The organism is Heyndrickxia vini (assembly GCF_016772275.1).
GTDB classification, from domain to species: Bacteria; Bacillota; Bacilli; order Bacillales; family Bacillaceae_C; genus Heyndrickxia; species Heyndrickxia vini.
In genome coordinates this window covers 388,398-413,085 of record NZ_CP065425.1, presented here as the reverse complement: position 1 = coordinate 413,085, position 24,688 = coordinate 388,398, and the positions used below count along the sequence as shown (strand labels likewise).

The window sequence follows — 24,688 nt, the reverse complement described above, 5'->3', positions numbered from 1 at the left end:
TAGACATCTTAATGACTCTGTACTAATCTAAAATAGTAATTAGCTTAATTTTAGGAGGGGCGTTATGCTTTCATTTTTACAAAAAATCGGTAAATCACTAATGCTTCCGATTGCTGTGTTACCTGCGGCTGGTTTGCTCCTGCGACTTGGACAACCAGATTTACTAAATATTAAATTTATTGCAGAAGCGGGAAATGCATTTTTCGGTAGTATGACACTAGATGCAGCCCATGATCCAGGGGCAGTCTTTAGTAATCTTGCATTACTATTTGCCATTGGCGTATCTATCGGCTTTGCAAAGGATAATAATGGGGCCGCCGCACTCGCAGGTGCCATTGGTTATATGGTTTTAGTTTTTACAACGCATGCGATTAATCCAGCGGTTAATATGGGTGTTCTCGGTGGAATTATTTCCGGTATTGCTGCTGGGTTACTTTACAACCGTTTTCATGATATTAAGATGCCGACATGGCTGGCATTCTTTGGCGGACGAAGGTTCATCCCAATTGTAACCGCTCTAGTAAGCGTTATTATAGGTATTGTTTTCGGATACGTATGGCCATATGTACAAGATGGAATTGATGCCTTGGCTCACTGGATTACGAGTAGCGGTGCTTTCGGATACGGAGTATTTGGTTTCTTGAACCGTCTTCTTATTCCATTAGGTTTACATCATATTATTAATACATTAGTATGGTTTGATTTTGGAACCTTTACAGATGCAGCTGGAGCCGTTTATCATGGGGATATCACTCGATTCCTTCACGGAGATAAGACAGCAGGAGTCTTTACGACTGGTTTCTTCCCAATTATGATGTTTGGATTACCTGCAGCTTGTATTGCAATGATTATGGCTTCAAAAAGTGATCGCCGCAAAAAAGTGGCAGGATTATTACTTGGAATGGCGTTAACATCTTTTGTAACTGGTGTAACAGAACCAATTGAATTTTCATTTATGTTCATTTCACCATTGCTCTATGCCATTCACGCTTTACTCACAGCATCATCGTTTGCCATTACGTATTTGTTAGGCATTCATACATCGTTTAGTTTCTCAGCAAGCTTAATCGATTATATCTTAAACTTTGGAATCGCCCAAAAGCCGATTCTATTACTTTTAGTCGGTGTGATTTATGCAGTCATATATTTCGTTGTCTTCTATTTCTTTATTAAATGGCGTGACTTGAAAACGCCTGGACGTGAAGATGAAGATGAGATGGATGCAGACGATGAAACAGTATCCGGAGATGATAAATATACTCGTATGGCTTCTGGTTTCCTAGCAGGATTAGGCGGAAAAGCCAATTTAACAAATATCGATAATTGTGCAACTCGCTTACGACTAGATGTTAAAGATAGTGCAACAATTGATGAAAGCATGATTAAACGATTTGGCGCACGCGGTGTTATGAAGACTAGTAAATCGAGTGTTCAAATTATTGTCGGTCCTGATGTTGAATTTGCCGCAAATGCGTTAAAAAAGTTATACACTATGGATCATCCACCCGTTCCGACAACAGCTGCACCTAGTCATGCTACACAGAAATCTGAAAGTACAAATAAAAATATTGATAGTATTGAATTTGCCGCTCCATTAACGGGATTACTAATGACGATCAATAACGTACCTGACCAAGTTTTCTCACAAAAAATGATGGGTGACGGTTTTGGAATTGACCCACAAAATGGTGAAGTTTTTGCACCATTCAACGGAGTAGTAACATCCGTTTTCCCAACAAAACATGCAATTGGATTAGAAACGGAAGATGGTCTAGAGGTATTAATTCATATGGGACTTGATACGGTTAACCTAAAAGGAGAGGGCTTTGATGTCCTAGTAAACAGTGGCGATAAAATTTCTTTAGGACAGAAAATCGCTGTCATTGATATTGACGCCATCAAAGGTAAAGTACCATCTTTAGTCACACCTATTATCTTTACAAACTTGAAAGAAGGACAAAGTGTAAAATTATTAAAAGAAGGAAAAATCCAACACGGTGATACGAACTTCTTTGAAATCGTATAATGAGAACAGCAAAAGCAAATGCTTTTGCTTTTTTATATCGTTTATGGATTGAAAAAAAAGCATCAACTTAAGTATATCTAGCTATTCAAAAAATAGATAACTTGCGCACGGTACTGGTAGTTCTTTTTTTGATCGGTCTTCTTCTTTTTGATCGGTTTTGCTTGATTTGATCGGTCTTCTTCTTTTTTTGATTGGTTCCTTTCTTTTTTTGATCGGTCTCTTCTTCTTTTTGATCGGTTCCGCTTGATTTGATCGGTCTTCTTCCTTTTTTGATTGGTTCCCCTCTTTTTTTGATCGGTCTCTTCTTCTTTTTGATCGGTTCCGCTTGATTTGATCGGTCTTCTTCTTTTTTTGATTGGTTCCCTTCTTCTTTTTGATCGGTTCCCTTCTTTTTTTGACTGGTTCCATCCTTATAGCCATCGATAACTAATTCCGAATTGTATGGATCAAAAAACCCTTCATAGTTAACGAAGGGTGTAGAATAAGCGTTATATATTTTTACATAATTCATGTATGAAAAAGCCCTTTATAATAATAAAGGACCTCTCATAAGTAAAATTGATATTAATATTACTGAGTGACTAAATTCGATGTTCCCACTCTTAAATCTTTCACTATTTGTCCATCTTTCATTACAGTAACAATATTCGTTTGATCTTCAAGTGAAGAAATATTTGCAAGTGGGTCCACTTTGGTAATGACGAGATCTGCTAGTTTTCCTTCCTCAACTGTGCCGAGCTTATCTTCCCAGCCAAGGCATTCCGCAGCTACTTTTGTCGTCGCAACGATTGATTCCATAGGAGTCATACCAATGCTGCACATCAGATTTAATTCACGAAGATTACTTCCGTGCGGCATCACCCCTGCATCAGTACCCATTGCGATTTTCACACCAGCTTTAAATGCCTTCGAAACACTTTCATGGTGTATATCTACCACTTCTAACGACTTTTGGATGGCATGCTCTGGCATATTGTCACTATTTTTTCCTTGCTCTAATACCGCGACCGGTGCTAGTAAAGTTGGAACTAGGTAAGTTCCATGTTTCAACATCAATTCAATCGCTTCATCATCTAGGTAAATTCCATGCTCAATGGAATGAATTCCAGCGCGGACAGCATTTTTGATTCCTTCTGCACCTTGTGCATGAGCCATTACTTTAATGCCACGACGGAATCTTGCCTCTTCAACGATAATCCTTAGTTCCTCTTGCGAAAATTGTGTAAACTCCGGATGATCTGTTGGGCTCATTACTCCACCTGTTGCATGAACCTTTATGATATCAGCACCCGCTCGCAACATTTCTCTTACTTTTTGACGTACTTGTTCAGGACCATCACAAAATCCGCTTGGCATTCCAGGGTAGGAAAGACTAGTTGTATCAATTCCCGAGCGTGTCCAGTTATCCCCATGACCACCGGTAATCGTTAGTGGATTAATACTTACTTGCATACGTGGTCCAAGTACAAGTCCGTCCTCCACTGCCTGTTTCACCCCTAGATCTGTGAATCCCGCATCACGAACAGTAGTTATCCCTGCATCAATGGTCTTTTTCATATATCCAATTGCTTGATAAAACTTATATGCAAATGGTGTAGCTAAAGATTTTCTTATATCGGTAAATTCCATCATTAAATGGACATGTGTATCAATTAAGCCCGGAAGAATGTATCCATTTTCCGCATCAACTACATCTACTTCTTCAGTAGGAAGATTAATATCTTCAAGTTTTCCTACTTGGACAATTTTATTGTCTTTAATCAGTACTGCAGCATTTTGAATGGGTTGCCCGCCTTTTCCATCGATAAGCGTTCCGTTTTTCACTAGTATGTAAGTCATCATAAGCACTCCAGTCTTTTAAATTTTATTAACATTTATAATATTCAATAAAAATAAAAGAAAATCCTTCTTAAAATTTCATTTTTTTTCGTAAATCTAAACTTTCCTTTATACCAATAAAAAATTAATTCAAAAACGCGGTAAACTATAGCAGAAAAGCTTGAAAGGTTGTCTTTTCCCTCTCAAGCTTTTTTCTCTACTCTATTCTCTTCAAACGCTCGGGCAAGCTTACGATTGATTGTACAACTGCATCTAATTTCGTTTCAATACGATAGAGTAGGTACAGCGTAACAATAATAGGAAAGCCGACTTCACTAATGAAGGGTAATAGCTGATCCATTTTCTTCCCTCCTCCATTACATTAATTGTGAAACACGAAAGGCCTTTCCTAGCGGAATTCAGGCCTTTCCCTTATATGAAAACTAAAGATTGTTATAGATTATACTCTGTTACATTATTTTCGATCAGCCTTACACCTTTTATTTCGGTATAGGCGGAGCCAGTTGAACTAATGAACACGTTTGATGCAATAATTTCTTCCATCGCTGCTTTTACTTTGTTCGTATCCACCGGTTCGATTGGCTCCTCGATGGAAATTCGAGCTGTTTTATTTTCGGATGTAGTAAATTGAAGCTCCAATGTTTTCATCTTTTCACCTCCTTAGCAATGAATTATAAGAAAAGCGCAAGCGCCTTGCTCATCGACGTAAAAACTGAAGGGACTTTGACTTATCGTAGGGAAAAGTTCTGAAGTTTTCTAGTCGATAGGCGCTGGAGCTAGACAAAGCAGATATTTATTAGAAAGATTAATTCTGCAAAATTTATACTTTCTTACCTGTTAAAATAACTTACGCCTTTACATCAGAGCTATCGTTTCGCTCTACATTAAATAAGTCTTTTTGAGATAATGAGTCAATTGCTTGTGCGACCTTCAACATTTCCTCCGGCGTTGCCTCCAGACGGATATTATTGAATGTTTTTGTTTTAAACACCGGCTTGCCATTATCATCTACACCGTTATTAAATACAAGTCTTAAACTTGAACCCTTTAAAAGGATATCTGCCATGTGCCTCACCTCCTTTCACCTTATATATATAAATGAAAGGGAAAATAAGGCACCCCTGCACAAAAAAACTCACCAAAATTGATGAGTTTTTAACTTCTACTTTATAATTCCTAATCGAATTGCCTTAACAGCAGCTTCCGTTCTATTTCTAGCATTTAATCGCTTCATAATATTTGATACATAATCACGTACCGTATATTCACTTAAATGAAGTGCCTCCGCGGCTTCCGTTGTGGAGGCTCCTTCCGCAAGTAATTCCAACACACTAATTTCCCTTGAAGATAGCAATGGATCTTTTGATGGCCAATGTTCAGGTTCAGTAAATTTTGATAAAAGTTCTCCTGCACCTTGACCAAATTTTAATAATGCCGCAAATGTATTGCTGTCAACATCAAAAAACTTTCCTGGGCCTCTATCTAAAAAAGCAGCACCAATAAGCTTACCATCAGCGGGGACATAAATCGGTGCAACAACCACGGATTCTAGTTGGAACGTTTGAACATAGCGATAAGGAAATTCCTCCGATGCATGTGAAAAATACATGGGCTGAAAATTCTTTAATGCTTCATTTGCAGGATTTAATCGTGCTAAACTTTTATATAATGAAGGAAAATTATCAATATTTTCTTTAATACTCCGAATTTCTTCATCATTAAAATGATAGCCGAAGAGTCCCTGTCCTTTTTCTTCGATGTTTGAATAGCGAAAAATTGCACATCTCTCAAATGGCAAATAATGTGCATATCCGTAGGCAATATTTTTAATTGCCTCATCCAAATTTTTCGAACGCATTATCCATTCATTAAATAAAATAACCGCATCTTTCCAATGTATTTGATAGTTTTCTTCTTCAATTTGCAGCACATGCATTGCATATGTCAAAAACGGAACGATAGACGATCCATCATGATTATTGATACAAAAGAGCAAAGTTTCATTTTTCCAAGGGATAGGAAAAACATCGCTTCTTCCCTTTTTCCCTCCTGTTTTTTGCAATATTTCTTCAGTGATTTGGAACCATGATGATGCTATTACTTGGAATTTTGTTTTCATTGATAAACCTGTAATTTTTTTTAATTGATACCCATTTTCCACATGCTCCACTCTAGCTATCCATTCAATATCTAATTGCTCTGATCGAACCATCTGTTCACATAGTGAATCGATATGAAACTTGTCATGTTTTGTAGATGCAAGCATTTCTTCGCAAATTTTTGAAAACAAAAACTGGACAGAAGGATGCAAATGAAATGAACGGGTCGTATTTAATTTAATTACTTTATGTACAGCATTTTCTAATAGTGACAAAATAAAAATTAATAAATTTGGTTCTGGCGGTCTATGAAATTGTTGAAACCACTCGGTCCGTATATCACTAATTAAATGGTCGATATTTTGTTCACTCATTTTTAGGAATTGAGAAAAGAATGAAAAAGCGAACTCAAATGCGTGCGCAGATTTTTTATGATGAATTTTCATGTATTCCAAAATGCCTGCCCATTCTTTAATAATTTGGTCTTGATGATCACATAAAAGTTCAACGCCATTCTTCAACACTAGTTTCATATGATTATTTAGTGTGAGATTCACCATTCTCTCCCCTTACTTTCCTGCATCGATATATTTTTTGAACATTCCGTCTATATTTTATAGTATCATAACGTTCCTTACTTAAGTCCTTTTTCTTACACGAAAATTAGATTAAATTTGACATAACTTCTCGAAAATTGTCATTAACTGGAACACGACATTTGTAGGGAATGAAAAATTGATTTTCCTACATATATAGGAATTCAGTATTCACACTTTTTTGAATAAAATTTAAGAAAAAAGGTGTGAAACCGCTTGCAAAGGGGGTGTTTACCAAAACAGAGACCTGATTATCCAGTTAATACGTTAAACACGAAGAAGGGGTGAAGATCTAAATGAATGAGGCAATGGTCTTACAGGGGAAAACATCAAAAAAGCATTTCTTAATTGCACTATTAGCGGGTTTTTTATTTCTTGGGACACTACTAACAGTGTTTGGAGCAACAGGTGTTGCCTATGCAATGCCGATGGGTGGTATCGGAAAGTTCAATGTATCGTTTGATGAGATGCAAGGGAAAGGATTTAAATTGTATGGATCCCTATACGGTGATCCAAGCAAAGGTGCCGATCATGTGAAACCAGTATTTGTAAATGATATCAAAGAAGTCACCATTAAAGGTTTAAAAATTTCAAAAGAAGTCTCACTCCCACTTCTCGGTGATTACACGGTTATGATTACTGCTGGTAACGGTAGTGTTCCTGTTGAATTAACTGGTCTTATCCAAAAAGCAGCGCTTGTTCAAGGAAATGCTCAATTTACAGATATGAATATTAGCGAGAATTATGTTGAAGCAAGTGACCCGGAAGCTGCCAGCAAAGCTTTTACTCAAGGGGCAACAACAGTCACTATTAAGGACGGCAGTCTTGAGACACATTATCTTTTCCAACAAGTAGCAAAACTGCCTGGATTGAAAGTTGAGTTTATAAAAAAAGGCAAATAATCATTGGCTCTGATTAGGAGTTGAAAGTGAATGAAACAAACGATTAGACAACGTTTTAAAAATTGGAGAATGAGCCGACCATTTTGGGGGGCGACTTTGTCGCTCCTTTCTGGACTCATTATTTTATATGTACCTTTACAGTTAATTCAAATCGCATTTGCCCCTGGTAATTTAGTAGTAATTGGAATAATTTTCGGAGGCTTAGTTGTCCTTTTAGGGATTTTAGGCTTCATTTTTCCGAAATTTCATATCGTATTTGGAATTTTAACCATTTTTTTATCTGTTTTATCTATTATGGGAGCATTAGGCGGTTTTTTCATCGGGACGATTCTAGGAATTATTGGCGGTTCCTTATCTATCGCCTGGAGAATTGTACCGGTTTCAACAAATAAAGAACAAATAGAAGAGGATCAAACAATTCAAGAAATTGCGGCAAGTAAATGAATCATTTGAAATTTGGTGATAGCTATGTTAAAGAGAACACTCCCTTTTATACTTATCCTTTATATCGTTTTTAATGCAACTTGGATACATCCATCTATTGCTGAATCGACATCTTCAGAGGGTTTTATCATTGAGGCGGACCGTGTTGAAGGTATCATAAGCTTGCCTAGTATTGTCACCGGTGAGACATCCCATTCTCCGAAAAAAGTCATGCTACGCCTTTGCTTTGAGAAATCGACGATTTACGGGATGAGATTAACAAAGATAAACGCCGGTATTACTATGCAAATGACATCAAATGGACCTGATGAGTTAAGTAAAATGTGTGCAGACGTGACGAAGCTGACATTTGATGAAATTTATATTCCCCGTGTTGGTGAAGTTGGCCTCAAAAATATCCGACTTGTCGCACATAAGCAAACAGCAGATCTTGCTTCTTTACCAAATTTGGATGTACGATTTGCCCAAAATAACTTCCAAACAACTTCAGACAGTGAAGAACATTTAAAACTGTTGAATGAAAAATTAACAGCACTTCTTAAAGAAAATCCGGATCAGCACACCTTTCCAATTACGATGGATGATCTTCTAAATGGAAAGAAAGATCCGGAAGGTGAAGAAACAAATGATCCGAACAAAGATACACAAAAGGATGAAACAAAAACAGAAGATAACAGCAAAAAGGAAGAACCCAAGGAAAAAAATGAGGATAATTCTCAAAAGGATGATGCCGCCGATCAGCCAAAAGAGGATTCACAACAAGACGAGGATCCCCCAACGGATGGCACACAAAATAGCGATGAAAAAAGTCAGCAGACGGATAACCCTAAAAATGGCGGAACAGATGATAATAACACAATTGTAACTGACCCGAGTAACAATCCATAATCACTTTTGGAGTAGATTCGTCATGAACTACTCCTTTTGTTTTCCTTTAAAAATTGCCCGAATAATTAGCATGGCTAGTAATGCCCCACCAGAATCCAATAATACATCACAGACGGAAGCCGTACGATTTGGAACAAGTGATTGATGGTACTCATCGCTTGCTGCATAAAGCGTCGTCAAAAACCATGCAAAGAATATCTTATTTTTGCGAAAGGCATTATATAAAAAGATCCCCAATAATCCAAATACACTAATATGGGCAAGCTTTCGAATAATAAAATTCAATACGCCTGCTGCTTCACCTTTTAATCCCGTTATTCTTTCAATTATCTTCAAGGTGTTGGAGCCAGTAGATTCCGGTGCAGCCGTAAAATTATAAATTATGATACACATGATGATGGCTAATACCCACCAAATTGTTTGTTTTTTCATTCTATCAACCTTTTCTTATAGTGAATTTAGTATTTTCGCCCCATCATTCTTTGGACTATTTACTAGTTCTGATATGGTGTTGGCCTCCATTAATGTTGGAGCAAACGGTACTAAAAGGGATTTGAGTTGTTTTTCATCTTGAAGGGACCGGTCCAGCCAGACTTTTTGAGATTCCTTCGTTAAGATGACCGGCATTCTGTCGTGAATATCCTTCATTAGTTCATTGGCCTCTGTTGTAATAATCGTACATGATTGAATCATTTCTCCATCTTGATTCCAACGATCCCAAAGACCAGCGAATGCAAAGGGTTGTCTATCTTTTAAATAAATGTGGTATGGTGTTTTTCTATTTCCTTCCTTCTTCCATTCATAAAAACCATCGGCGATGATTAGGCAACGTCTCCTCGCTAACAAACTTTTGAAGCTTGGCTTTTCATCGATCGTTTCAGCTCTGGCATTAATCATTTTATAACCAATCTTCGGATCATTTGCCCATGCAGGAACTAACCCCCAACGCAGGAAGCCACCACGATGCCCACTTTCTCCTTCAACGATTGCCAATACTTCTTGACTCGGTGCAATATTATATCTTGGGGAAAGTTCAATCATTTCCCAATTTATAAGATCGAACCGCTCCAATAAATCTTCGATACTGGAATACAAATTAAATCGACCGCACATGCCTACTCCTCCAAAGTAGTTTTTTCACCTATCTTATTCTACCTTAAAAAAGGGAATTTTTCTTATTCCTAATAAAAATACATAAAAGGACTTAAAAGTTTTTAAAAAAGAAGGATTTTAAATGAACATAGCGAATATTCATTAAATATACATATTTTAGACACAAAATCGACAAAAACAACTAAAGGAAGGTGTCTTACATGAGTGTTCGTTTAAATTTATATTCCTTTTTATTATGTATAGGTTGTACACTTCTGTTCATGATTGCATACATCACAAATTTTCTTCATTCCATTCAGTTTACCATTACTCAACCATTATATATTACATTAGCATTATCTGTTATTATTCTCTATCTCGGTGTAATTGGTTTATTCTCGGTGAAAGATTGGAAGTCCGGACTAAGAAGTATGTTAACAATTGTTATGATGCTTGGGCTCTCGGCTATGCAATTGTATATGATAATATTTAATTAAAGTTTGTAGTCTTGGGAATAAACAATGGCCCGTTTCTTTCCGCTCCAATCCACTCAGCATTTTCAATTTTATTTTGTGTTTAAAGCAAAGCAACCCATCTTTCAAAAAAAGTGCCTAAACAAAAAAACTGAGACAGTTTGCATCTCAGTTTTTTTGTTCTTATATATTTTTATTATACAAATGACAACTTACAAAATGTCCTGGTTTTGCTTCATGCCATTCTGGTTTCTTTTGTGCGCAGATGTCCATGGCATGCATGCAGCGTGTTCTAAAGACACAGCCGCTCGGCGGGTTAATTGGACTTGGTACATCCCCTTGTAAAACAATTCGTTCTCTTTTTAATTTAGGGTTCGGAATCGGTACCGCTGATAACAGTGCTTGTGTATAAGGATGTAGGGGCTCATTATATAATTCTTCACTTTCCGAAAGCTCCATCATATTCCCTAAATACATTACAAGGATTCGATCAGAAATATATTTAACCATCGATAGGTCATGAGCGATAAATAAGTACGTCAGCCCCATCTCTTTCTGTAAATCTTTCAGTAAATTAACAACCTGCGCTTGAATCGAAACATCCAGAGCAGATATCGGTTCATCACAGACGATGAATTTCGGATTTAATGCCAATGCTCGGGCTATTCCAATCCGCTGACGTTGTCCACCACTAAACTCATGTGGAAATCGATGAATATGTTCGGGATCCAACCCTACTAGTTTTAATAATTCTAATACACGTTCACGTTTCTTTTTTCCATGTAACAATCCATGAATGGCGATGGGCTCACCGATAATCTCTTCAACGGTCATTCGTGGATTTAAGGAAGCATACGGATCTTGGAAGATCAATTGTATTTCTCTGCGTACTTTAGCCATTTCACTACTACTATTCTTATAAATATTTTTACCGTTAAACAGCACTTCGCCTTCCGTTGCATCATATAAACGAATAATCGTTCGACCTGCCGTTGACTTCCCACAGCCACTTTCTCCAACTAGTCCAACCGTTTCTCCAGGGTAGATATCTAGGTTAATTCCATCTACTGCTTTCAACGCCTGATCACCGGAACCGAAGTACTTCTTTAAGTTTTTCACTTCGATAAGAGGAGTAAGAGTGCTCGTCTTGTTCGCATCATTTGTCTCAATTGTTTTCGAATTCATCTAAATCTCCTCCTCACTATTTACCACTAGCCTTTTTCATGGAGACAAGCGGATGGTGGAGCCAGCATGCAGCAGTTTGACCTTTTGCCACCTCTTCTAGCTCCGGGGAATAGTCTTTACATATTCTCATAGCAGACTCACATCTCGCATAAAAGGAGCATCCTTTCGGCGGCTCTAATAAATCCGGCGGTGTACCAATTATTGGTGCAAGTGGCTCGTTTTTGTTCATATCCAATCTTGGAACTGATTTTAAAAGTCCTTTTGTATAAGGATGTTGTGGCTTTTCAAAGATTTCCTCAACTGTCCCTGTCTCCACTACTTTTCCCGCATACATAACAATCACCCGATCACACATTTCCGCAACAACACCTAAATCATGTGTGATTAATATAATAGAAGTTTCCGTTTTTTGTTGCAGGCCCTTCATAAGCTCTAGTATCTGTGCTTGGATCGTAACATCCAGTGCAGTGGTAGGTTCATCAGCAATTAATAATTTCGGACGACAAGCAAGTGCCATCGCTATCATCGCTCTTTGTCTCATCCCACCCGAAAATTCATGTGGATACTGATCCAATCTTTTTTCCGGTTGAGGAATTCCTACCAATTCGAGCATTTCTTTCGCAACTGTCCATGCTTCTTTCCGGGAAACCTTATTATGCTGCAGGACAGCTTCCATGATTTGGCTTCCTACCTTACTCGTAGGGTTTAAAGATGTCATCGGGTCTTGGAAAATCATACTAATATCATTTCCACGAATCCTTTGCATCTCCCTTTCGTTTTTAGGAATTAGATCTTGTCCATTGAATAAGATTGAACCGCTTTTATATTTAGCCGGCGGGGTAGACAATAGTTTCATAATCGATTTAGCTGTGACACTTTTTCCACAGCCCGATTCCCCAACGATTGCAATTGCTTCCCCTTGCTTCACTTCAAAACTAACTCCTCGAACCGCCTGGACTTCACCCGCATAGGTCCCAAAGGAAACATGTAAGTCTTTAACTTCTAGTAAATTACCCATGGTGTGTTCCTCCTTTTCTCATATTTGACCCTACTTATCTCGGATCAAGCGCATCTCTTAAACCATCACCGAAGACATTAAAGGCAAACATGGTTAAGGAAATTAATGCTGCCGGAATTAATAGTTGATAGAAGTTTCCGACTAAGATGCTTTGAAGTGCATCATTTGCCATTGTCCCCCAGCTCGCTTGTGGTGCCGGAATCCCTAATCCTAGGAAACTTAATGTTGCCTCACCGAAAATGGCTGTCGGAACGGTAAGTGTAATATTTACAAGAATTGGTCCCATTGTATTAGGAATCATATGCTTTCTTAAAATCCAAGATGTTTTGCCGCCTGCTACCTCTGAGGCATGTACGTATTCATATTGTTTTAACTGTAAAACTTGTCCTCGCACAAGCCTTGCCATTGGAATCCATCCAGTAATCGTCATTGCAATGATGATCGAGAACATTCCTCTTCCTTGTTCTGGAAAGACAACCATAATTAAAATGACCATTAGTAAATATGGAATCGCATACAAAACTTCAGCAATACGCATCATTGCGTTATCTGTTCTCCCACCTCTTAAAGCGGAAATACCTCCATACAAAACACCAATGATAAAATCAATGACTGCTGCAGCAAGCCCAATAAATAATGAGATTCTTGCTCCTGACCACGCTCGCGTAAACATGTCCCTTCCTGAAGAATCTGTACCGAACCAATGCTCAGCATTCGGCTTTAAATTTTTGCTTGTGAAATCTTGCTCATAATATTTATAACCATTCAAATGTGGACCGATAATAGCCATAATGACTAGGAGAATGATAATAATTAATCCTACTAAGGCCAATTTATTTGCTTTCAATCGTCTCCAAACATTTGCCCAATATGAAACCGTTGGACGAGAAATTTTTTCGGCTTCTTTAAAATTATCCTCTGCTGGTAAGAACAACTCTTCTGTGAATTTTAAATCGTTTGCCATTATTTACTCTCCCCCGACACTTTAATTCTTGGATCGATCCATGTATAAGCTATATCCACGATGAAAATGAGCAAAATTAGGATTACGCTATAAAATACAGTTGACCCAAGGATGACAGGATAGTCACGATTGAAAATACCTTTAACAAACATTTCACCCATACCTGGAATTCCAAAGATACTCTCTACAATGAAACTTCCAGTTACAACGTTCGCTATAAGGATACCAAGTACGGTCACAACCGGTAGAATCGCATTCCGTATTGCATGCTTGATAATCACCATGCTTTTTCCTAAACCTTTTGCTTTTGCGGTCAAAATATAGTCCTGTCCCATAACCTCAAGCATACTTGAACGCATTAATCGTGCAATAAATGCCATTGGTGATAAGGCTAGTGAAATAGAAGGTAATACGGTGTGTGCCCAGGATTTCCACGTAGCAACTGGGAATAGTTTCCACTCTACTGCAAAATAATTAATGAGGACAGTTGCTAAAATAAAGCTTGGTACAGAAATTCCAATAATCGCTAGAATCATAGATACATAATCTGGCCAACGATTTTTGAATAAAGACGCTACAACTCCAAAGATTAGACCAAATGGAATAGCAATCGCCATGGCTTGTAGGCCTAGATGTAAAGAAATTGGGAATCCTGTTCGAATATAATCATTTACTGTAATTGATTGAGATTTTAATGAAGGTCCAAAGTCGAAATGCAAAAGACCTTTCAAATATAAGAAGTATTGAACAACTTTAGGCTTGTCCAAGTTATAGTAAGCTTGAAGATTATCATATACCGCCTTCGGCATGGCGCCTTCTCTGGCAAATGGGTTTCCTGGAATGCTATGCATAACGATAAAGGTAATCGTAATAACTGCCCAAATTGTGATAATTGCCCAAAACAGACGGTTTAAGGAATATCTTAGCATTAAAAATCACCCTCTCTTAAGAAAAAGCAGGGTATGTCCGTAAGACATACCGACTGCTTTAATTGTGTTTTTTAATTCTCAATATCTGCATAGATGTATTGAGGGTATCTGTTAATTGGTGTAAAGAAGCCTGTAACATTTTCTTTTAATACATATGGTTTTGTGTAGAAATAGATTGGTAATACAGGCATTTCATCCATTAGGATTTTTTCTGCTTTATGCATTGCATCCATACGTGTTGCAGTATCCATGGATTCTTTTGCTACTTTAATATATTGATCGTATTCTTTATTGCTCCATTTTGCATCGTTGTAAGGTCCATCTGATACCCAAAGATCCATGAATGTCATTGGATCTACGTAGTCTCCGATCCAACCAGCACGTGAAATTTGATAATCTCCCGCATGCTCACGATCAATTTTTACTTGGAATTCAACGTTTTCAAGTGTAACGTTAATATCTAGATTTTTTCTCCACATTTCTTGAATGGCCTCAGCAATCTTTTTATGCGCTTCATTTGTATTGTAAACGATAGAGAACTTCGGCATTTTGCTTAAGCCTTCTTCTTTAAGCCCTTCTGTAAGAAGCTTTTTAGCCTCATCTACATTTTCACTGAATAGATCGCCGCCGTTTTCTTGATAATCTCCATTGTCCCCTTCAGGGATTCCTGGAGGTACAATAGAGTAAGCTGGTTGTTGTCCACCTTGTGCAACATTTTCAACAATTGTTTTACGATCGATAGCCATTGCTAGTGCTTTTCTTACTTTAGCATTATTAAATGGTTTAACTTTGTTGTTTAAATTGAAGTAATATGTTGATAAATCAGGTCCGTTATGGAACTCCTTATTATCTTTTAACGTAGGTAATACATCTTGTGGGATTGGATAAACCATGTCCAACTCACCGTTTTGGTACATTTGATAGGCAGTAGTTTCTTGGTCAATTACTGCAAATGTAACCGCATCTAGCTTAATGTTATCTTTGTCATAGTAGTTTTCATTCTTTTCGATTTTCAAGCTTTCTTTATGCTTCCATTCTGTAAGCTTGAAAGGACCATTAGATACAAATGTTGATGCTTCTGTATACCATTTTGGAGTTGCTTCTTGTACTTTTTTACTGATTGGATAGTAAGTGTAGAATGATGTTAAATCAAGGAAGTATGGTGTAGATGATGCAAGTGTAACTTCTAGTGTTTTTTCATCTTTGGCTTTAACGCCTACTTTATCTTCTAATTCTTTTAGCTTTTTATCTTGTTCTGCCAATTTCTTAGAATCTTTTGATTTTGTAAGTTTGAAACTGTTAAACTCTGTACCACCCTTAAGGTAATAAAGTTGATAAGCATATGTTGAAGCATTTTTAGGATTCAACACGAATTTCCATGCATATTCGAAATCTTCAGCAGTAACTGGGTCACCGTTAGACCATTTAATTCCATCTCGTAAATGGAATGTCCATGTTAAGCCGTCTTCACTTGTTTCCCATTTTTCCGCCATACCTTCTACAATTTTCCCTTCAGGTGTTTTCTTTGTTAAACCTTCAAATGTTCCTTCAAGGATCCATGAGTCATGTGTTCCTTGCGCAAGACCTGGATGAAGGGCACCAGGTTCTTCCGTGTTATTCAGCTTTAATACTTTTGGTCCTTTGGTTTCTTCAGTTTTTTTGCCACTGTCACCATCTGCCGGCTTTGCTGTTTCTTCCTTCCCTCCGAAACAGCCGGCTAGCATTAACATTGCTGCTAGAAAAACCGCAAAAAATGAATAAAAAGACTTTTTCTTCAAGCTCTTTCCCCCCTATTTCTTTTTGTTTAGGAAAGTCAGTTTTGACTTTCCAATAGGATATGAGTCGACATGCCTAATAATAAAACTATTAGAATAATCCCATCTATATTCCGAAGTGAGAAAAATTTTTCTCAAAAAGCTTTTCGGCAGACGAAACATTCAACTATCAATTCAAAATTGATAGTACTTTGGACACGCGACCCATACTTCGGATAAAAATTTTGATTTTTTTTATCCTATGATATATCAAAATATACAGTAAATTTAAATTATCTGTCAATAATTTATTCAAAATTTGTTGAAAATTGAATATAAACCGAATATTTAGATGTATCACAAAAAACACTAGTAACATCTGCTTATTATTTTTACAACTATTGGTATAATTGTTCACAAAAAAAGATTGGCCAACTTAATTATGACCAATCTTTTTTATAGATTACTATCTATTATTAAAATAGACTTCCAAAAAAATCTGCGATTGCTTGAAAAATCTTTTTAAAGAAATCTGCTACTCCTTGCCAAAATCCTTTGTCACCTGTTACATCCTCTAGTTTCTTTTTAATATCATTTGCGATATCTCCGAGTTGACTTTTCACATTATCAAAATTAATATCAAGATTTCGCATTTTATCAAAAAGCTTTACAAGAAGCTGACGATCTTCTGGACTTAATTGAATGTTTAATGATTTGAGCTTATCGTCAATGATTTTTTCGATATCTTCCTTTGTAGCAGGATTTTGCTTCGCTATTTCTTCTTTAATTTCTGTTAATAGCTGTGTGACCTTATCTTGATCCATTCCCTTTTTTTTCGCTAAATCTGTTGCTAAACCAAGCTCTTCGTTCGCTACTTCCATTCGATCTTTGTTAAGATCACCGCCGCCTTTATCATACGCTTTGTAAATACCTACAAGCGCTGAATGTCCGCTAACCTTTAAGGGGGAAGCTACTTCCACATCCGCATCCTCTACTCCCGCTGTAAGAAGTGCATTTGCATACATTTGGTCAGTAACCTCTGTAATATTGTCGGGAGTAACAATGGATATGGCGAGACCTTCCCCTTTTTCTTTTCTTGTAATTTTAGCTGATGAATATAAATTAGAATTTGGATCTCCATTGATATATTTAACAAGGTCTGCTGCTGTTACTGTAATTTCTTTTACTTGGCTGCTATTTGTTACATTTAGTAGCTCTTTTACTTTTTGCTTTTGGTCGGCAGATAGTTTTTCGCCGTAGACAACAATCGGCAAGCCGAATTTTTCATTAATGCTGTCACTGTTATCATTACTAGATGCCTTTGCCACACTATTCATGCCTATTCCTAACATAAAAACCGCAATAAGAACTAGTTTACTTATTCGTTTTAACATTTTATTCTGCTCCTTTAAGTCTTAAATAGCCCTTCCATGTTTTGAAGGTTGTCTTAGTAAATCTATTTCGAAGGGCTATTTATTAGACGTTTTTCATTTTATTTAAGTTTCATTTTTTACCGATTGGGACGGCCCGTCATAATTCTTTCATTATCCACATACTAATTTAGTAGGTGATGAGAGTATGAGAAGAAAACGTAAACCCGCTTTAAAAATCATTGTTTTCACCCTTATTATTATTTTGCTGTGTCTATTATTATATGTCATCTTTTCGCAATCATCAAAAGACCGGGCAACAAGTTTAGTAGAAGATTTTTATCAATACGAGAAAGCCGGTAATTTCGGTGGCTCTTGGACTCTTTTTCATCCATTGATGAAGAAAAAGTTTTCGCAGGAAGATTATATCCAAAGACGTGCCCATGTTTTCATGCAGGATTTTGGTGTAAAAACTTTCTCCTATACTGTCGGAAAAGCCCAGCATCTTAAGAGCTGGACCTTTTCGAAAGAAAGTCCAAAGTTTAAAAACACGTATCAGGTACCGATTACACAAACATTTAAAAGTGAGTTTGGCGTGTTTACGATTCATCAGGATGTGTATGTTGTAGAGGAGAAAGATAAATCGTATATTTTATGGTCTTATAAAAAGTAAAAATCACTAGATCGATAGCTGCTAGTGGTTTCTATTTTTATCAAAGTATTAAAATAATTCACCATTTGAAAACGTTTCCATGATAGTATAAAAGTAAAAGAGCAACACCTTCATTTGAAAGACTCTGATTATATCATTGTTCATATTTTCTTCATAGATAGATGTTCTAAGAATACATATAGAACATGGCTATTTATAAAAGAAAACTGGAGGGGTTTCATGAAAAAAACAAAAAACAGGTGGCTTATTGCCTTATCTGGAGTTGGAATTCATATTTGTATTGGCTCCGTGTATGCATGGAGTAATTTTACTAACCCGCTCATGAATGAATTTGGATGGTCAGCTAGTCAGGTGCAAATGACGTTTAGCGTTGCCATTCTCTTTTTAGGACTTTCAGCAGCATTTTTAGGGCATTTTGTTGAAAAACATGGGCCTAGAAAAGCCGGATTGCTTGCATCCATCTTTTTTGGAATTGGTGTATTCGGTTCAGGATTTGCCGTTCATGCAGGTTCCTTACCTCTAATTTACCTTTTCTACGGAGTATTAGGCGGAATAGGTTTAGGGGTTGGATATATTACACCCGTTTCCACATTAGTAAAATGGTTCCCTGATCGACGCGGCCTTGCTACAGGGCTTGCGATTATGGGGTTTGGATTCGCTGCAGCGATCAGCAGCCCTATTATGGATGCCCTTATAAAATCATTCGGTATTGCTAATGCTTTTTTCATTTTAGGTATTGCCTATTTCATCATTATGACTTTATCTTCCCTTTATCTTGAAAAACCTGCTGAAGATTGGAAACCAAAAGGATTTAAGGAAAATGCACAGAAGAAAGTCGTTACAGATTTATCACAATTAACAGCAAATGAATCAATTAAAACGACAAGATTTTATTATTTATGGATTATGTTGTTCATTAACACGACTTGCGGGATTGCCATATTATCGGCAGCAAAACCGTTAGCTCAAGAAAGTATTGGACTAAACACAACAGAAGCTGCTGCACTTGTAGGGATTCTTGGTTTGTTCAATGGCTTCGGTCGCTTAGGTTGGGCATCTATTTCCGATTACTTTGGTCGTGCAAATACGTATACAACCTTCTTTATTTTACAAATTATTCTTTTTGCCCTATTACCACATACAACGATATCTATCCTGTTCCAAATCATGTTAGCCATTGTTTATACATGTTATGGTGGTGGATTTTCTACAATTCCTGCCTTTATTGGAGATTTATTTGGCACAAAACAACTCGGTGCAATCCACGGCTACATTTTAACCGCCTGGGCCGCAGCCGGCCTGGCAGGACCTTTATTTGCAGCATGGATTAAAGATGTTACTGGCAGCTATGCCAATAGCCTCACCTTTTTCTCGGGATTATTCGTACTCGCCTTCATTATTTCTTTAGTCATTCGTATAGACATAAAAAAATTAAAAGAAAACAAAATCCGTCAATCATCTAATACCGCTTCACATATTTAATATAAAGAAAGGTGGAAAAGATGGGAAAAACTAAGCATCAAGGACCGATAAAGTTACCGAAAACACCTAATCCAAAACTTTGGGTGAGCCCGATTCCTTTTGGACTAGGGAAAATTAAGCCAAAGCATATTCGTGATACAATGAAAGTCTTTTGGGAAAACCGGGATAACCTCCCCTATGCATCAAGGATTCTAACCCAAGGCGTTTGTGACGGTTGTGCATTAGGTGTCGCAGGTCTACGTGACCAAACATTAACCGGACCGCATCTTTGTACAACCCGATTAAATGTTCTTCGTCTAAACACTATGCCTGCCATGGAAGAGTCAGTGATTCATAGTGAAATAGAAGAGTTGCAAAAGTTTTCTAGTGCGGAGCTAAGAAAGCTAGGACGAATCCCTTACCCTCTTTCAAGAAAAAAAGGAGAGAAAAAGTTCACCCGAATTACATGGGATGAGGCATTGAATCGGATTGCCGGGAAAATTAAAGAAATTGACCCTAAACAGCTCGCTTTTTTCTTAACGTCAAGAGGAATTACCAATGAAGTGTACTATACAGCTGGAAAAATGGCACGTTTTCTCGGTACGAATAATATTGATAACGCTTCGAGAATTTGTCACTCACCGAGTAAAACAGCATTAAAGCGTTCGTTAGGAATTGGTGCATCCAGCTGTAATTATCAAGATTGGATTGGTACGGATGTCCTAATTTTTTGGGGGTCGGTTGCGGCTAACAATCAACCAGTTTCAACGAAATATATGTATGCTGCAAAACGGAAGGGAACGAAGATAATTTGCATCAATCCTTATCGCGAACCAGCTATGGACGGGTATTGGGTCCCTTCTATCCCCGACTCCGCATTGTTTGGGACGAAGATTGCCGATGATTTTTACCAAGTCAATATTGGTGGAGATATTGCCTTTATGAATGGGGTGATAAAACATTGGTTTGAAATGGAAGAAGAAGAAAAAGGTTCGGCGATTGCTCATCAATTTGTGGAGGAACATACGAATGGATTTGAAACTTTAAAAGCCCATGTTATAAATCAAGATTGGGAGTTATTAGAGAAATCCTCTGGTCTTTCGAAGGAACGGATGTGTGAATTCGCTAAGCTACTAGCAAAAGCAAATAGTGCCGTATTTGTTTGGTCCATGGGATTAACCCAACATCGGTTTGGAACAGATAATATTTCACAGGTCGCTAATCTAGCCATGCTTCGTGGATTTATTGGTCGTGAACATTGTGGCGTTATGCCCATTCGTGGGCATTCGGGAGTTCAAGGATCAGGTGAAATGGGAGCAGATCCTTTTGCTTTGCCCGGTGGTGATTTTGAACGCAAAAATATCGAACGAATGGAAAAGATATGGGGATTCGAAATTCCAAAATGGCAAGGCGATATTGTCGGTGTTTCGATTGAAAATGCAATGCTCCCGGTGGATCATGAAAGGAAGCTAAAAGTATTTTATACTTCAGGAGGGAATTTCTTAGAAACGATGCCTGATCCTGCGTTTGTGAAGCAATGTTTAGAATCTGTTGAACTTCGTGTGCATCAAGATATAATTTTTAATACTTCTACATTAGTTGAGGCGAAAGAAGAAGTGATTGTTTTACCAGCGATGACAAGATATGAACAACGGGGTGGCGGCACCTCCACTTCGACCGAGCGAATGGTTTATTTTTCACCGGAAATTAAAGGACCTAGAATCGAAGAAGCGCGATCAGAGTGGGAAATCTATGTTGATTTGGCTGCACGAATTAAACCCGCTGAAGCAAAGGAATGTTTGAATTTTTCTAATGCCGAACAAATTCGCGAGGAGATTGCTAAGGCAAATCCTAATTATAACGGGATACAACATTTACATCAAAAGGGCGATGTGTTTCAATGGGGCGGTGCCTGGTTATGTGAGGATGGAAATTGTCCTACAGAAGATGGCAAAGGAAAATTACTTGCTATTGAAATACCGGAACTTCGCAAACCACAGGGTCATTTTTACGTAACGACACGCAGAGGAAAACAATTTAATTCGATGATTTATAATGAAAAAGATTCGTTTAACAATGCCGATCGCTATGATGTTTTAATAAATGAAGTTGATGCTTCAGAATTAAACATCGATGAAGGAGAAGCCATCGTTGTATATAATAAGTACGGTTACTTTCATGGTCGGGCAAAATTTGCTGATACCCAGCGTGGAAACCTTCTCGTCTTTTGGCCAGAAGGAAATGTTCTTATTCCGAAGGGAGTCTATGAACAATATGCGGGAATTCCCGAATACAATACTGCTGTAATCGTTGAAAAAGCCGAGTCCTTTCATGCACATAAGGATACGAAATATATGGAGAGGCGAATTGAGGACTTAGAAATGGATATTAGTTGAGAAATCGGCAGGAATGCCGGTTTCCTTTATTTTGCAAATTTCTTTCGTTTTTTCGAACATTGAACATAAGTGGGGTTTTATCGATGGACAACAAAGTCAGAAAATCATATTTAATCGGCAAATATAACGGAGAATCGTTATCACATGTGCAGGATGACATTGCAATTGAGTTTCCTTTAACCATTCATGTCGATGGTGAGGAATTTGCAACGATGGTTTGCTCCCCTACCCATCTCCAAGAACTTGTGATTGGATTTCTTGCGTCAGAGGGGCTCATTCGGCGCCACTCCGAAATTGCTTCGATATCAATTGATGACAGCCATGGCTTTGCCTATGTAGATCTGGTGAATAAGAAGGTAATAAATAAGGATTTATATTCTAAGCGATTTATTGGTTCGTGCTGCGGTAAAAGTCGGCAATTTTATTTTCACAATGATGTACGAACAGCGAAAACGATCACAAACACAACTACGATAACGATTGAACAAAGCTTTCACTTAATGAATTTGTTGCAACATCAATCTGCTGATTTTCGATTAACGGGCGGGGTCCATAATGGTGCCTTATGTACAACCAATGAGATGATTATTAACCGCACGGACATCGGCAGACATAACGCACTCGATAAACTATATGGTTATTGTCTGAAAGAAAAAATCACACGTTCTGACAAAATCATCGCCTTTAGCGGTAGATTGTCATCCGAGGTAATACTAAAAGTCGCCAAAATCGGTATCGGAATCATCCTATCCAAATCCGCACCGACATCACTAGGAATCGACCTAGCCAACGACCTAGGCATCACCATAATCGGATTCATTCGAAAAAACCAACTCAACATCTACACCCACCCCGAAAGAGTGTCAGGCACCAATTTGGATTAACACAACATTTTCCACCATAACCAAAAAGGTGCCAGGCACCGAATTGGATTATGGAAGCACTTTTGCCTTTACCCAATACGGTGCCTGACACCTTAGTTATACTTTTATGCTTTTTTGTCGATTTTGCGTTGGTATTCGGCGATTCTGTGGTAGTCTTCTTCCATTTTTCTGCTGATGGATAGGAAGATGGACATGAGTTCTTCGTAGATTTTAGCGTTTTCGGGGTTTGGCTCAATATCGTTTGTTGTGCCAACCATGTCTTCAACCTCTTCTAATTGGTCAATTTCCCCAATAGCATATAAACCTAATACGACTGCACCTAGGCATGAACTCTCATAACTTTCCGGGATGGTTACTGGCCTTCCAAACACATCAGCCATAATTTGACACCATAGCTTAGAGCGAACGAAGCCACCACTTGCATGGATTTTTTTCGGTTCCCCAATTAACTCTTGTAATGCAAGCATTACACTATATAGATTGTACATAACCCCTTCAAGCACTGCACGAACGAGATGTGCCCGTGTATGATATAAAGCAAGGCCAAAGAAAGAACCTCGTGCATCAGCATTCCAAATCGGCGCACGTTCCCCGGCCATATATGGGTGGAAAATCAATCCATCTGCTCCTGGAGCGACTGTTTCAGCCATTTCGGTTAACAATTCATAGGCGTCTTCCCCATTTTCCTCTGCCTTCTGTACCTCTAATTGACCAAACTGATCGCGTGCCCATTGGAACGTAACCCCACCATTATTAACAGGCCCACCAACAACCCAATGGTCTTCTGTTAAGGCATAGCAAAAAGTTCTCCCTTTAGGATCTGTTAAAGGTTTGTCACTAACTGTCCGAATTGCACCACTAGTACCAATCGTAACTGCAAGTACACCTGGTTTAATCGCATTAAGACCTAAATTGGATAGAACACCGTCACTTGCCCCTACCACAAATGGTGTATCTATGAAAATATTCATTTGATCAGCTATTCCACTGTCTAATTCTTTTAAAATATGTGTAGTTGGAACAAGAGCAGGTAGCTTGCCTTCATCAATCCCGACAATTTCCAATGCCCCTTCATCCCATTTTAACGTTTCTAAATTAAACATCCCCGTTGCTGAAGCTAATGAATAATCCATCACATATTGATGAAACATTTTATAAAAGATATATTCTTTAATCCCTAGAAATTTATTCGTTCTATTAAACACTTCGGGTTGTTCACTTCGTAACCAAATTAATTTCGTAATTGGTGACATTGGGTGTATTGGCGTTCCAGTTCTTCGATATAAATCTATCCCATTTTTGGAAGCCTTCAATTCATCTGCATATTTAACACTTCGATTATCCGCCCACGTAATACTTTTTGTCAGAGGATTCCCTTGTTCATCAACCGCAATAACACTATGCATTGCAGAACTGAAGGAAACAAACATTAACTCCTCCTTACGAATCCCACTCGACTTCATCAACTCACGAATTGAAATGATTACTGCTTGAAAAATTTCATCTGGATCCTGCTCAGCGATCGCAGGTGTTGGATTATGTAATGGATAACCCTTTGAAAATGTATGTACTACTTCCCCTTTCTTAGTAAAAAGAACCGCTTTTGTACTAGTTGTTCCGATATCTACACCCATCATATAAGATTGTGCCATGTTGATTCACCTCAATTTAGTTTTTGCTTCGTAATATTAAGCA

At 37.8% G+C, this 24,688-nt stretch carries 24 protein-coding genes; 9 read left to right on the top strand and 15 right to left on the bottom strand.

Annotation, left to right across the window (positions count from 1 at the left end):
* Positions 1-64 precede the first annotated feature (64 nt).
* Entirely contained in the window at positions 65-2,026 is a 1,962-nt protein-coding gene (nagE, locus tag I5776_RS02190) for an N-acetylglucosamine-specific PTS transporter subunit IIBC (protein ID WP_202778764.1), read from the top strand.
* Between the two features lie 85 nt (positions 2,027-2,111).
* Here nagE and I5776_RS02185 read toward each other — a convergent pair whose 3' ends face one another.
* From I5776_RS02185 to I5776_RS02160, 6 genes are all read right to left on the bottom strand, one after another.
* Positions 2,112-2,537, bottom strand: coding sequence for a hypothetical protein (locus I5776_RS02185; protein WP_202778763.1), 426 nt, complete (start codon positions 2,535-2,537; stop codon positions 2,112-2,114).
* 59 nt (positions 2,538-2,596) lie between these two features.
* Positions 2,597-3,865 (bottom strand): metal-dependent hydrolase family protein, encoded by a 1,269-nt coding sequence (locus I5776_RS02180; RefSeq protein WP_202778762.1) that lies wholly within the window; start codon positions 3,863-3,865, stop codon positions 2,597-2,599.
* A 196-nt stretch (positions 3,866-4,061) separates the two neighbouring features.
* A complete protein-coding gene (locus tag I5776_RS02175) occupies positions 4,062-4,205 on the bottom strand; it encodes a YvrJ family protein (RefSeq protein ID WP_107957912.1) in 144 nt (47 codons plus the stop codon).
* A 92-nt stretch (positions 4,206-4,297) separates the two neighbouring features.
* Positions 4,298-4,513, bottom strand: coding sequence for a DUF2922 domain-containing protein (locus tag I5776_RS02170; RefSeq protein WP_107957910.1), 216 nt, complete (start codon positions 4,511-4,513; stop codon positions 4,298-4,300).
* Between the two features lie 199 nt (positions 4,514-4,712).
* Positions 4,713-4,931 (bottom strand): DUF1659 domain-containing protein, encoded by a 219-nt coding sequence (locus tag I5776_RS02165; protein WP_107957908.1) that lies wholly within the window; start codon positions 4,929-4,931, stop codon positions 4,713-4,715.
* Between the two features lie 96 nt (positions 4,932-5,027).
* The gene (locus I5776_RS02160) at positions 5,028-6,524 is read right to left on the bottom strand and encodes a LuxR C-terminal-related transcriptional regulator (protein WP_425490323.1); all 1,497 of its coding nucleotides are present in this window, start codon (positions 6,522-6,524) and stop codon (positions 5,028-5,030) included.
* Positions 6,525-6,856: 332 nt separating this feature from the next.
* Here I5776_RS02160 and I5776_RS02155 point away from each other — a divergent pair, with 332 nt between their 5' ends.
* The 3 genes from I5776_RS02155 to I5776_RS02145 are packed head-to-tail and all read left to right on the top strand — an operon-like array spanning position 6,857 to position 8,794.
* A complete protein-coding gene (locus I5776_RS02155; protein ID WP_202778760.1) occupies positions 6,857-7,462 on the top strand; it encodes a DUF6230 family protein in 606 nt (201 codons plus the stop codon).
* A gap of 30 nt (positions 7,463-7,492) precedes the next feature.
* A complete protein-coding gene (locus I5776_RS02150; protein WP_246483882.1) occupies positions 7,493-7,906 on the top strand; it encodes a DUF6114 domain-containing protein in 414 nt (137 codons plus the stop codon).
* A 24-nt stretch (positions 7,907-7,930) separates the two neighbouring features.
* Complete coding sequence (locus tag I5776_RS02145; protein ID WP_202778759.1) at positions 7,931-8,794, top strand: hypothetical protein; 864 nt, start codon at positions 7,931-7,933, stop codon at positions 8,792-8,794.
* A 27-nt stretch (positions 8,795-8,821) separates the two neighbouring features.
* On the opposite strand, the gene I5776_RS02140 is transcribed toward I5776_RS02145, so the two are convergent.
* Together I5776_RS02140 and I5776_RS02135 are read right to left on the bottom strand one after the other, a co-directional pair.
* The gene (locus I5776_RS02140) at positions 8,822-9,226 is read right to left on the bottom strand and encodes a VanZ family protein (RefSeq protein WP_066227518.1); all 405 of its coding nucleotides are present in this window, start codon (positions 9,224-9,226) and stop codon (positions 8,822-8,824) included.
* Between the two features lie 15 nt (positions 9,227-9,241).
* Entirely contained in the window at positions 9,242-9,907 is a 666-nt protein-coding gene (locus I5776_RS02135) for an SOS response-associated peptidase (protein WP_066227521.1), read from the bottom strand.
* Positions 9,908-10,107: 200 nt separating this feature from the next.
* On the opposite strand from I5776_RS02135, the gene I5776_RS02130 reads away from it, so the two are divergent.
* Positions 10,108-10,383 carry a hypothetical protein gene (locus I5776_RS02130; RefSeq protein WP_066227524.1) on the top strand — a complete coding sequence of 92 codons (276 nt, stop codon included), beginning with the start codon at positions 10,108-10,110 and terminating at the stop codon, positions 10,381-10,383.
* 159 nt (positions 10,384-10,542) lie between these two features.
* Here I5776_RS02130 and I5776_RS02125 read toward each other — a convergent pair whose 3' ends face one another.
* From I5776_RS02125 to I5776_RS02100, 6 genes are all read right to left on the bottom strand, one after another.
* Positions 10,543-11,544 carry an ABC transporter ATP-binding protein gene (locus I5776_RS02125; protein WP_066227527.1) on the bottom strand — a complete coding sequence of 334 codons (1,002 nt, stop codon included), beginning with the start codon at positions 11,542-11,544 and terminating at the stop codon, positions 10,543-10,545.
* 16 nt (positions 11,545-11,560) lie between these two features.
* Complete coding sequence (locus tag I5776_RS02120; protein WP_066227529.1) at positions 11,561-12,562, bottom strand: ABC transporter ATP-binding protein; 1,002 nt, start codon at positions 12,560-12,562, stop codon at positions 11,561-11,563.
* 34 nt (positions 12,563-12,596) lie between these two features.
* Positions 12,597-13,526, bottom strand: coding sequence for an ABC transporter permease (locus I5776_RS02115; RefSeq protein ID WP_066227532.1), 930 nt, complete (start codon positions 13,524-13,526; stop codon positions 12,597-12,599).
* The gene (locus I5776_RS02110) at positions 13,526-14,455 is read right to left on the bottom strand and encodes an ABC transporter permease (protein ID WP_107957898.1); all 930 of its coding nucleotides are present in this window, start codon (positions 14,453-14,455) and stop codon (positions 13,526-13,528) included. The genes I5776_RS02115 and I5776_RS02110 overlap by 1 nt, the downstream gene beginning before the upstream one ends.
* Positions 14,456-14,526: 71 nt before the next feature.
* Entirely contained in the window at positions 14,527-16,233 is a 1,707-nt protein-coding gene (locus I5776_RS02105) for a peptide ABC transporter substrate-binding protein (protein WP_235998287.1), read from the bottom strand.
* A gap of 452 nt (positions 16,234-16,685) precedes the next feature.
* Positions 16,686-17,603 carry a DUF1002 domain-containing protein gene (locus I5776_RS02100; RefSeq protein WP_202778758.1) on the bottom strand — a complete coding sequence of 306 codons (918 nt, stop codon included), beginning with the start codon at positions 17,601-17,603 and terminating at the stop codon, positions 16,686-16,688.
* A gap of 184 nt (positions 17,604-17,787) precedes the next feature.
* On the opposite strand from I5776_RS02100, the gene I5776_RS02095 reads away from it, so the two are divergent.
* From I5776_RS02095 to fdhD, 4 genes are all read left to right on the top strand, one after another.
* Positions 17,788-18,252, top strand: coding sequence for a hypothetical protein (locus I5776_RS02095; RefSeq protein ID WP_202778757.1), 465 nt, complete (start codon positions 17,788-17,790; stop codon positions 18,250-18,252).
* A 219-nt stretch (positions 18,253-18,471) separates the two neighbouring features.
* Positions 18,472-19,734 carry an L-lactate MFS transporter gene (locus I5776_RS02090; RefSeq protein WP_202778756.1) on the top strand — a complete coding sequence of 421 codons (1,263 nt, stop codon included), beginning with the start codon at positions 18,472-18,474 and terminating at the stop codon, positions 19,732-19,734.
* A 20-nt stretch (positions 19,735-19,754) separates the two neighbouring features.
* Positions 19,755-22,109, top strand: a complete 2,355-nt coding sequence (locus tag I5776_RS02085; protein WP_202778755.1) for an FdhF/YdeP family oxidoreductase — start codon at positions 19,755-19,757, stop codon at positions 22,107-22,109.
* An 83-nt stretch (positions 22,110-22,192) separates the two neighbouring features.
* Positions 22,193-22,993 carry a formate dehydrogenase accessory sulfurtransferase FdhD gene (gene fdhD / locus I5776_RS02080; RefSeq protein WP_202778754.1) on the top strand — a complete coding sequence of 267 codons (801 nt, stop codon included), beginning with the start codon at positions 22,193-22,195 and terminating at the stop codon, positions 22,991-22,993.
* 104 nt (positions 22,994-23,097) lie between these two features.
* Here fdhD and gntK read toward each other — a convergent pair whose 3' ends face one another.
* Positions 23,098-24,645 carry a gluconokinase gene (gntK, locus tag I5776_RS02075; RefSeq protein WP_202778753.1) on the bottom strand — a complete coding sequence of 516 codons (1,548 nt, stop codon included), beginning with the start codon at positions 24,643-24,645 and terminating at the stop codon, positions 23,098-23,100.
* Between the last annotated feature and the right edge of the window lie 43 nt (positions 24,646-24,688).

Coding starts and splice junctions, on each gene's coding strand:
- nagE (WP_202778764.1), top strand. CDS start 65: ATGCTTTCATTTTTACAAAAAATCGGTAAATCACTAATGCTTCCGATT.
- I5776_RS02185 (WP_202778763.1), bottom strand. CDS start 2,537: ATGAATTATGTAAAAATATATAACGCTTATTCTACACCCTTCGTTAAC.
- I5776_RS02180 (WP_202778762.1), bottom strand. CDS start 3,865: ATGACTTACATACTAGTGAAAAACGGAACGCTTATCGATGGAAAAGGC.
- I5776_RS02175 (WP_107957912.1), bottom strand. CDS start 4,205: ATGGATCAGCTATTACCCTTCATTAGTGAAGTCGGCTTTCCTATTATT.
- I5776_RS02170 (WP_107957910.1), bottom strand. CDS start 4,513: ATGAAAACATTGGAGCTTCAATTTACTACATCCGAAAATAAAACAGCT.
- I5776_RS02165 (WP_107957908.1), bottom strand. CDS start 4,931: ATGGCAGATATCCTTTTAAAGGGTTCAAGTTTAAGACTTGTATTTAAT.
- I5776_RS02160 (WP_425490323.1), bottom strand. CDS start 6,524: ATGGTGAATCTCACACTAAATAATCATATGAAACTAGTGTTGAAGAAT.
- I5776_RS02155 (WP_202778760.1), top strand. CDS start 6,857: ATGAATGAGGCAATGGTCTTACAGGGGAAAACATCAAAAAAGCATTTC.
- I5776_RS02150 (WP_246483882.1), top strand. CDS start 7,493: ATGAAACAAACGATTAGACAACGTTTTAAAAATTGGAGAATGAGCCGA.
- I5776_RS02145 (WP_202778759.1), top strand. CDS start 7,931: ATGTTAAAGAGAACACTCCCTTTTATACTTATCCTTTATATCGTTTTT.
- I5776_RS02140 (WP_066227518.1), bottom strand. CDS start 9,226: ATGAAAAAACAAACAATTTGGTGGGTATTAGCCATCATCATGTGTATC.
- I5776_RS02135 (WP_066227521.1), bottom strand. CDS start 9,907: ATGTGCGGTCGATTTAATTTGTATTCCAGTATCGAAGATTTATTGGAG.
- I5776_RS02130 (WP_066227524.1), top strand. CDS start 10,108: ATGAGTGTTCGTTTAAATTTATATTCCTTTTTATTATGTATAGGTTGT.
- I5776_RS02125 (WP_066227527.1), bottom strand. CDS start 11,544: ATGAATTCGAAAACAATTGAGACAAATGATGCGAACAAGACGAGCACT.
- I5776_RS02120 (WP_066227529.1), bottom strand. CDS start 12,562: ATGGGTAATTTACTAGAAGTTAAAGACTTACATGTTTCCTTTGGGACC.
- I5776_RS02115 (WP_066227532.1), bottom strand. CDS start 13,526: ATGGCAAACGATTTAAAATTCACAGAAGAGTTGTTCTTACCAGCAGAG.
- I5776_RS02110 (WP_107957898.1), bottom strand. CDS start 14,455: ATGCTAAGATATTCCTTAAACCGTCTGTTTTGGGCAATTATCACAATT.
- I5776_RS02100 (WP_202778758.1), bottom strand. CDS start 17,603: ATGTTAAAACGAATAAGTAAACTAGTTCTTATTGCGGTTTTTATGTTA.
- I5776_RS02095 (WP_202778757.1), top strand. CDS start 17,788: ATGAGAAGAAAACGTAAACCCGCTTTAAAAATCATTGTTTTCACCCTT.
- I5776_RS02090 (WP_202778756.1), top strand. CDS start 18,472: ATGAAAAAAACAAAAAACAGGTGGCTTATTGCCTTATCTGGAGTTGGA.
- I5776_RS02085 (WP_202778755.1), top strand. CDS start 19,755: ATGGGAAAAACTAAGCATCAAGGACCGATAAAGTTACCGAAAACACCT.
- fdhD (WP_202778754.1), top strand. CDS start 22,193: ATGGACAACAAAGTCAGAAAATCATATTTAATCGGCAAATATAACGGA.
- gntK (WP_202778753.1), bottom strand. CDS start 24,645: ATGGCACAATCTTATATGATGGGTGTAGATATCGGAACAACTAGTACA.